Source organism: Synechococcus sp. BA-120 BA3, from assembly GCF_034931285.1.
Classification (GTDB): domain Bacteria; phylum Cyanobacteriota; class Cyanobacteriia; order PCC-6307; family Cyanobiaceae; genus Cyanobium.
This window is the reverse complement of sequence record NZ_JAYGHZ010000329.1, coordinates 1-6,895: the sequence shown is the minus strand read 5'-3', so window position 1 is coordinate 6,895 and position 6,895 is coordinate 1. Positions and strand designations below refer to the sequence as shown.

The following is a 6,895-nucleotide window of genomic DNA, read 5'->3' as shown; positions in this document are numbered from 1 at the left end:
GAAAAAAGCTGAACCCGCGCCTTCTCCAAGGATGAAGGAAGTTCAGCGTGAGCAATAGCGTAAGGCCGCGTCTGCCACTGCGTCTTCGAACGACGACAGTTCCGATTCAGACGAGGGTGACGACGAGTAAATCGTCTTAGCACAACACTGAATCAATGAATCAGGAGGAAGCAGCGGAAAATCCAGACAAGTTTGGGGAAGAAGGAAAAGCTGGCATTAACCAGTTCACCTTGACCGCCACATTGGTTGCAAAATCAATATTGCGATACACCCCGGCAGGTTTGCCCATTTGCGAATTCGAGCTTGAGCACGACAGTGAGCAGCTTGAAGCCAGCAAGCCAAGAATGGTGAAGTGCACAGTTTCAGCGGTAGCGCTGGGTGTGGCAGCCAACCAAGTCAGTGGTCTTGAAGTGGGAAGCCTGAAAAACTGGACCGGATTCATAGCGCTTCGTTCGCACAAATCAAAAAGTCTTCGATTCCATGTTTGCGCAGTGCGCGAATGTTGAAGACTTGAAATAGTTGGAGAATATTATGGCTTTTGGTCGTAAAAATGATCGCAAGGGACGTCGTCCACAACAGAACCCCTTGTTCAAGCGCAAGAAGTTTTGCCGCTTCACAGTGGGCAAGGTAGAGCAAATCGATTACAAAGACATCGACACGCTCAAGGATTTCATCAGCGAAAACGGCAAGATCATGCCCGCTCGTATCACTGGTACCAAGGCGAATTATCAGCGCCAGTTGGACACAGCGATCAAGCGCGCACGTTTCCTGGCTTTGCTGCCTTACACCGACAACCACTAAGCAGTACGGGAGAACACCATGCAAGTAATTCTTCTTGAAAAAATGCCCAACTTGGGTCAACTGGGTGACGTGGTTCGCGTAAAAGACGGCTACGCACGTAACTTCTTGATTCCTTATGGCAAAGCCAAGCGCGCCACAGAATCAGCAATCGCCGAATTCCAGGCTCGCCGTTCCGAACTGGAAAAAGCTGCTGCTGAAAAGCTGGCCGCCGCCCAGGCCCTGGCCGAGCTCTGCCTCAAGCTCGTGCCCGGTGAGACGCCCGCCCCGGGGGTGCTCGCCGACCTGCTGCTCCAGCTCGGGCGTCTGGAAGCGGTGGTGACGGAGCGGGCCGAGCGGGTGGAGGCCCTGGCGGTGGCGGTGCAGGGCAGCGTCCACCTGCTGGCCCTGGGGGGCTTCGCCCTGCCCCTGCAGCATTGCGTCCGTAGCGGCGCGGCGCTGCTGCCGCCGATCGGCGACTGGTCGTGGCGCTGCAGCCTGCTGCCCGGCGAGGGGCTGGCGATCGGGGCGGTGCCCGGAGCCCGGGTGATGCTCAACCCCTCCGAGCTGGCCCTGCTGCAGCGGCTGACGCGCCCCGCTCCGCCCCGGAGCCGGGACGGCCGGCTGATGGGGCCGGAGGCGGTGTGGCTGCACCTGCTCGACCTGGTGGAGGCCTGGTGCGGCGAGCACCTCGGTCAGAGACCGCGAGCCTTCAGACTGCTGCGGACCGCCTGCGACCCGATGCCCTCCCATCCGTCCGAGCCAGCATGAGCCCGAGCGGCAAGACCGAGAGGGGACTGGCCGGCGTCCTGGCCCTGCCGGGGTTCCGGCGACTGTGGATCGGCCAGGTGTTCTCCCAGCTGGCGGACAAGTTCTACATCGTGTTGATGGTGTTCCTGATCGCCCAGTACTGGGTGACGGACACGCCGCAGAACAACGCGGCCCTGGCCGAGGCGGCCGCCGCCTTCCGGATGGGCTTCGAGACCCGGGCCCAGATGATCACCCTGCTGGCCACGGGGATCTATGTGGCCAACACCGTGCCGGCGATGCTGCTGGGGACGGTGGCGGGCGTCTGGGCCGACCGCTGGCCGAAGCGCACCGTGATGGTGGCCTCCAACGGCCTGCGGGCCGCCCTGGTCATGCTGGCGCCCCTTTGCCTGCTGCCGGGGCCGATGTGGCTGGGCCTGAGCTGGGGCTACTGGGCCCTGGTGGCCATGACCTTCTGCGAGTCGGTGCTGACCCAGTTCTTCGCGCCGGCCGAGCAGGCGGCCATCCCCCTGCTGGTGAGCAATCCCCAGCTGCTCGCTGCCAACTCGGTGTACCAGGCCACCAGCATGGCCGCCACGATCGTCGGCTTTGCCCTCGGCGATCCGATCCTCCGCCTGCTGCGCACGCTGCTGGCCCAGGTGGGCATCCCGGGCGGAGAATTCGTGCTGCTGCCGCTCTGCTACGGCGCCGCGGCCGTGGCCATCGCCGGGATCAAGATCTCTGAGCCGCCGCGGGAGCCCCGCACGATCTCCGTCTGGGAGGAGATCGGCGAAGGGGTGCAGGTGCTGCGGGAGCGGCCCAACGTGCGCAGCGCCATGATCCAGCTGGTGCTGCTCTACAGCCTGCTGGCGGCCCTCTACGTGCTGGCGATCAGCCTGGCGGCGGCGATCGGCGGGCTCGGCCCCACCCGCTTCGGCGTGCTGCTGGCGATGAGCGGGCTGGGGCTGGCCCTGGGGGCCCTGGCCATGGCCCAGCTGGGCGAGCGCTTCAGCCGCCGCGGACTGGCCAGTGCGGGGCTCGGGACCATCGCCTGGTGCCTGGTGCTGCTGGGCCAGCTGCGGGGCAACCTCGTCTTCACCCTGCTGCTCTGCGGCCTGCTGGGGGTGGGGGCGGCCCTGCTGGCGATCCCCGCCCAGACGACGATCCAGGAGGACACCCCGGAAAACCAGCGCGGCCGGGTGTTCGGCCTGCAGAACAACCTGATCAACATCGCCCTCAGCCTGCCCCTGGTGCTGGCGGGCACCGTGGTCAGCCGCTACGGGCTGCTGCCGGTGCTCTGGGGGCTGGCGGCCATCGCCGCGGTCGCCGCCCTGAGTGAACGCCCCTGGCGCAGCAGCTGAGGGCCTTCGCTTCGCTGCTAAATTCCTCTGTTGCGTGGGGCCATACAGGTGATGCACATTGCCTGGCTGGGCAAGAAGTCTCCGTTCTGCGGCAACGTCACCTACGGCCTCAGCACCACCGAAGCCCTGCGGCAGCGCGGCCACGCGGTGAGCTTCATTCACTTCGACACGCCCACCCCCTCCCTGGGCCGGCCGGAAGCGGGGAGCGGCGAGCTTGATTCGCCGGGAGGGCCGGAGGCCAACCCCGAGGTGGCCCTGCCCTACCTGGTGAAATCGCAGGTCTACACGATCCCTTCGCCGGGGGCCCAGCGGGAGCTGCGGGAATCCCTGGAGCGGCTGCGGCCCGATCTGGTGCACGCCAGCCTCACCCTCTCCCCGCTCGACTTCCGGCTGCCGGACCTCTGCCAGCAGCTGGGCCTGCCCCTGGTGGCCACCTTCCATCCCCCCTTCGACGCCGGCCTGCGCAATCTCACCGCCGGCACCCAGCAGCTCACCTACCAGCTCTACGCCCCCTCCCTGGCGAAGTTCGACCGGGTGATCGTGTTCTCCGAGCTGCAGGCCGAAGTGCTGGTGCGCCTGGGGGTACGGCGCGAGCGGCTGGCGGTGATCCCCAACGGGGTCGACACCGACAGCTGGGCTCCGGCCGCCCCGGGCGGCGAACCCGAGCTGGCCCAGCTGCGGCTCAGGGTGGGCGGCCGCCGCGTCTTCCTCTACATGGGGCGGGTGGCCACCGAGAAGAATGTCGAGGCCCTGCTGAAGGCCTGGCGGCTGGTGCGCCCCCAGGGCTGCGTGCTGGTGATCGTGGGGGACGGGCCACTGCGCTCCTCGCTGCAGAGCGGCACGGAGTCTGATGTGATCTGGTGGGGCTACGAGGCCAGCCGGGCCCGCCGGGTGGCGCTGCTGCAGCTCGCCGAGGTGTTCCTGCTGCCCTCCCTGGTGGAGGGGCTCTCCCTGGCCCTGCTGGAGGCCATGGCCTGCGGCACCGCCTGCGTGGCCACCGATGCCGGAGCCGACGGGGAGGTGCTGGAGGGGGGGGCCGGCATCGTGATCAGCACCCAGGGCGTCACCACCCAGCTGCGCACCCTGCTGCCGGTGTTGCGGGACCAGCCCGTGCTCACGGCGGAGCTCGGTCGCCGGGCCCGCCAGCGGGCCCTGGAGCGCTACACCCTCACCGGCAACATCGACGCCCTGGAGCGGCTGTACGGCGAACTCTGCCCGCAGCCGGTGGCGGTCTGAGCGCTGGCTCCGGCCCGGTCCGGGCGCTGCCGATCGGCGCGGATGGCGTCAAGATGAGTCTCGGTTCCCGGTGCCATGAACTCACCCATTGCCACCCAGGTCATGACCGGCTCGGATGGGGCCGTCAGCGCCCGGCCCACCGTCTCGATCGTCGACGATGACCCCCACATCCGGGCCATGGTGGCCGAGGAGCTGGAGGACTCCGGCTGCGAGGTGGTCGCCCTGACCAACGGCCATGACCTGGAGCAGAGGCTGGCCGAGGGGGGGATCGATCTCGTCTTCCTCGATGTGCAGATGCCGGACTGCGACGGCATCGAATGCCTGCGGGACCTGCGCGGCGGTGGCTGCACCGTGCCGGTGGTCATCTTCACCTCCCTGAACGACCCGGAGCGGCGCCGCCAGGCCCAGGAGGCCGGCGCCGACGACTACGTGCTCAAGCACGAGCTTCTCGCCAGGCTGCCCGACCTGCTGGAACGGCTCCTGCCCAGGAGGAGCGAGAACCGCCACCTGTGACGACCAACCCACCGATGCCCCCCCCGACCGGGGCCCCTGCCCGTGGCTGGCGTCACCAGCTGTTCGGAAGCCTGCTGGGCCAGCTGCGGCTGGCGGCCTTCACATCGGTGTTCCTGGGGTTCAGCGCCGCCTCCGCCTTCACCCTCTTCATCAACCGGGACTGCCTGCTGCATCACCAGCACGAGGATCAGCGGCTGGCGGCGGGCTCCCTGGCCGATGCTCTGGATCGGCTCGTCGGCGATCCGTCCGCTGCCCATGCCGACCACCTGCGCGGGGAACTGGAGCGCCGCAGTGTCCGGGAGCGCTTCTTCTGGGTGCGGCACCAGGATGGCTCCCTGGTGCTGCCCGGGCCGATGGGCGGCGAGGTGGTGGCCCTTCCCGGCCTGGTCGGGCAGGCCATGGCGGCCCACGCCACCGCCTGGTCGGTGCGATCCTTCACCCCCCTGCTGATCGGCACGGATCGCCGCCTGGTGAAGGATCCGCAGGGCAACAGCTTTCTCACCTACACCCTGCACCGTTCCCCCGGAGGCAGCCAGCTCTGGGTCGCCGAGGACATCAGCACCAATGTCGCCAGCCTGCGCAACATGCTGCTGGGGCTGGCGGTGGTCTGGATCCTGAGCCTGGTGCTCACCCTGGTGGCGATCTCCGTGCTCACCCGCCGGCTGCTCCAGCCGCTGCGGGATCTCAACCGCATGGCCGCCGGCGTCACCACCGAAAGCCTCGCCAGCAGCCATCTCAAGCTCGAGAAGGCGCCCCTGGAGGTGGAGGAGCTGGCCCAGTCCTTCAACGGCCTACTCGACCGGCTGGCCCTGGCCTGGAGCCAGCAGCGGCATTTCGTGGGGCTCGTCTCCCATGAACTGCGCAACCCACTAATGATCATCGGCGGCTACCTGCGCCGCCTGCAGCGCCGCGGCCAGAACCTCGATCCGGAGCAGATGCGCGCCCTCGCCACCACCGAGGCGGAGACCCATCGCATCACCCGGATGCTCAATGACCTGCTGGATCTTTCCCGCAGCGAGTCGGGCCAGCTGCAGATGGTGCTGGCCCCGGTGGCGGTGGATGAGGTGCTGACCACCGCCTGCGACCTCGCCCGCAGCCAGCTGTCACGCCCGCTGCTGCTCTCCCTGCCCGAGGAAGCCGCCGAGGGGCCGATCCGTGCGGTGGCCGAGACCGATCGCCTCCAGCAGGTGCTGCTCAACCTGATCGAGAACGCCGACAAGTACTCCCTGCCGGGGCGACCGATCAGCCTCGAACTGACGAAGAACGACGCCGAACTGTGCATCACCGTCCGGGACCAGGGCATCGGCATCCCCCCCGAGGACATCCCCAGGGTGTTCGACCGTTTCCACCGCGGCCGCAACGCCATCGAGCATGAACGCGGTTCGGGCCTCGGGCTTTCGGTGGTGAAGCTGCTGGTGGAAGCCATGGGGGGCTCCATCGACGTCGACAGCGAAATCGGGGAGGGGAGCCGGTTCCACATCCACCTGCCGGCGGCTCAGTAGCGTTCCGGCCGCGGGGCCTGCCAGTCGGGGTCGAACCCCTTCAGGCGCAGCAGGGCCACGGCCTCCTCAAGGCGGCGGCGGTCCAGCCGCCAGAGGCGATAGACACCGGCGCGCTCGAGCTCGCTGGCGCCGAGATGGCGCCAGAAGGGGGCACGGGCCGTGGTCTGGTCGATCACCACCAGCACCGTGGGCTGCTCCTCCGGCCTGCTGGGCCGCTGGCCCGTCCGGCGCTCCCGCCGCAGGCGGTCCGCCAGGTTGATGGGACCCTCCACGCCGATGCCCTCGTAGATCACCACCCGCCGGCCGTAGTAGTGCAGGGAGGGCTTGAGCACGCCCACCATCGCCACCGGCTCCCCCGGACGGCCCTCGCGCTGCAGCGCCGCCGCCATGCGGCGCACGGGCTCACCCCGCAGACGATCGCCCACGCTCCACAGCGGCAGCAGGGCCGCGGGCACGAACAGCACCAGGGGCAACTGCAGGGCCAGCAGCCGCAGCGGGGGGCGGCGACGACGGGTGAACCAGCCCAGCAGGGCGGCCAGCAACCAGCAGAAGGCCACCACGGCCACCAGGGGACTGTCCTGCAGTTCCGCCGCCAGCGTCGGCATCTCCGGGTCGTGGATCAGCGGCAGCCAGAGGGGAGCCGCCAGAAACGCCAGGCCCAGCCCGCTCACCAGCAGCAGGCTGAGGCCCCAGGCCCAGCGCTCCCAGGGCCGGCCAGCCCCGCCGGACCAGCCCGTCTGGGCCGCCAGGGCGATCAGC

Annotated in this window: 7 protein-coding genes and 1 pseudogene; 7 read left to right on the top strand and 1 reads right to left on the bottom strand. The window is 68.3% G+C overall.

The window, feature by feature from the left end:
* The first annotated feature begins 155 nt into the window (after positions 1-155).
* The 7 genes from priB to VB737_RS13580 all read left to right on the top strand — a co-directional run bounded on the left by priB (position 156) and on the right by VB737_RS13580 (position 6,136).
* Positions 156-506 carry a primosomal replication protein N gene (gene priB / locus VB737_RS13610; protein ID WP_444849842.1) on the top strand — a complete coding sequence of 117 codons (351 nt, stop codon included), beginning with the start codon at positions 156-158 and terminating at the stop codon, positions 504-506.
* A 25-nt stretch (positions 507-531) separates the two neighbouring features.
* A complete protein-coding gene (rpsR, locus tag VB737_RS13605; protein ID WP_008249877.1) occupies positions 532-801 on the top strand; it encodes a 30S ribosomal protein S18 in 270 nt (89 codons plus the stop codon).
* Positions 802-819: 18 nt separating this feature from the next.
* Positions 820-1,548 carry a 50S ribosomal protein L9 gene (gene rplI / locus VB737_RS13600; RefSeq protein ID WP_500313726.1) on the top strand — a complete coding sequence of 243 codons (729 nt, stop codon included), beginning with the start codon at positions 820-822 and terminating at the stop codon, positions 1,546-1,548.
* Complete coding sequence (locus VB737_RS13595; protein WP_500313724.1) at positions 1,545-2,885, top strand: MFS transporter; 1,341 nt, start codon at positions 1,545-1,547, stop codon at positions 2,883-2,885. Before rplI ends, VB737_RS13595 begins: the two co-directional genes overlap by 4 nt.
* 48 nt (positions 2,886-2,933) lie before the next feature.
* On the top strand, positions 2,934-4,121 hold the full coding sequence (locus VB737_RS13590; RefSeq protein WP_500313728.1) for a glycosyltransferase family 4 protein: 1,188 nt from the start codon (positions 2,934-2,936) through the stop codon (positions 4,119-4,121).
* A 75-nt stretch (positions 4,122-4,196) separates the two neighbouring features.
* Positions 4,197-4,634: a response regulator transcription factor gene (locus VB737_RS13585; protein WP_500313722.1), complete on the top strand. Its 438-nt coding sequence runs from the start codon at positions 4,197-4,199 to the stop codon at positions 4,632-4,634.
* 14 nt (positions 4,635-4,648) lie between these two features.
* Positions 4,649-6,136 (top strand): sensor histidine kinase, encoded by a 1,488-nt coding sequence (locus VB737_RS13580; protein ID WP_500313721.1) that lies wholly within the window; start codon positions 4,649-4,651, stop codon positions 6,134-6,136.
* On the opposite strand, the pseudogene VB737_RS13575 reads toward VB737_RS13580, so the two are convergent.
* A pseudogene (locus tag VB737_RS13575) lies at positions 6,130-6,895 on the bottom strand (glycosyltransferase family 39 protein); the annotation flags it as partial. The gene VB737_RS13580 and the pseudogene VB737_RS13575 sit on opposite strands and share 7 nt — an antisense overlap.

What these genes read in the sequence shown, in the direction of transcription:
- VB737_RS13580 (WP_500313721.1), top strand. Translation starts at nt 4,649, where the DNA reads ATGCCCCCCCCGACCGGGGCCCCTGCCCGTGGCTGGCGTCACCAGCTG.
- VB737_RS13595 (WP_500313724.1), top strand. Translation starts at nt 1,545, where the DNA reads ATGAGCCCGAGCGGCAAGACCGAGAGGGGACTGGCCGGCGTCCTGGCC.
- priB (WP_444849842.1), top strand. Translation starts at nt 156, where the DNA reads ATGAATCAGGAGGAAGCAGCGGAAAATCCAGACAAGTTTGGGGAAGAA.
- rpsR (WP_008249877.1), top strand. Translation starts at nt 532, where the DNA reads ATGGCTTTTGGTCGTAAAAATGATCGCAAGGGACGTCGTCCACAACAG.
- rplI (WP_500313726.1), top strand. Translation starts at nt 820, where the DNA reads ATGCAAGTAATTCTTCTTGAAAAAATGCCCAACTTGGGTCAACTGGGT.
- VB737_RS13585 (WP_500313722.1), top strand. Translation starts at nt 4,197, where the DNA reads ATGAACTCACCCATTGCCACCCAGGTCATGACCGGCTCGGATGGGGCC.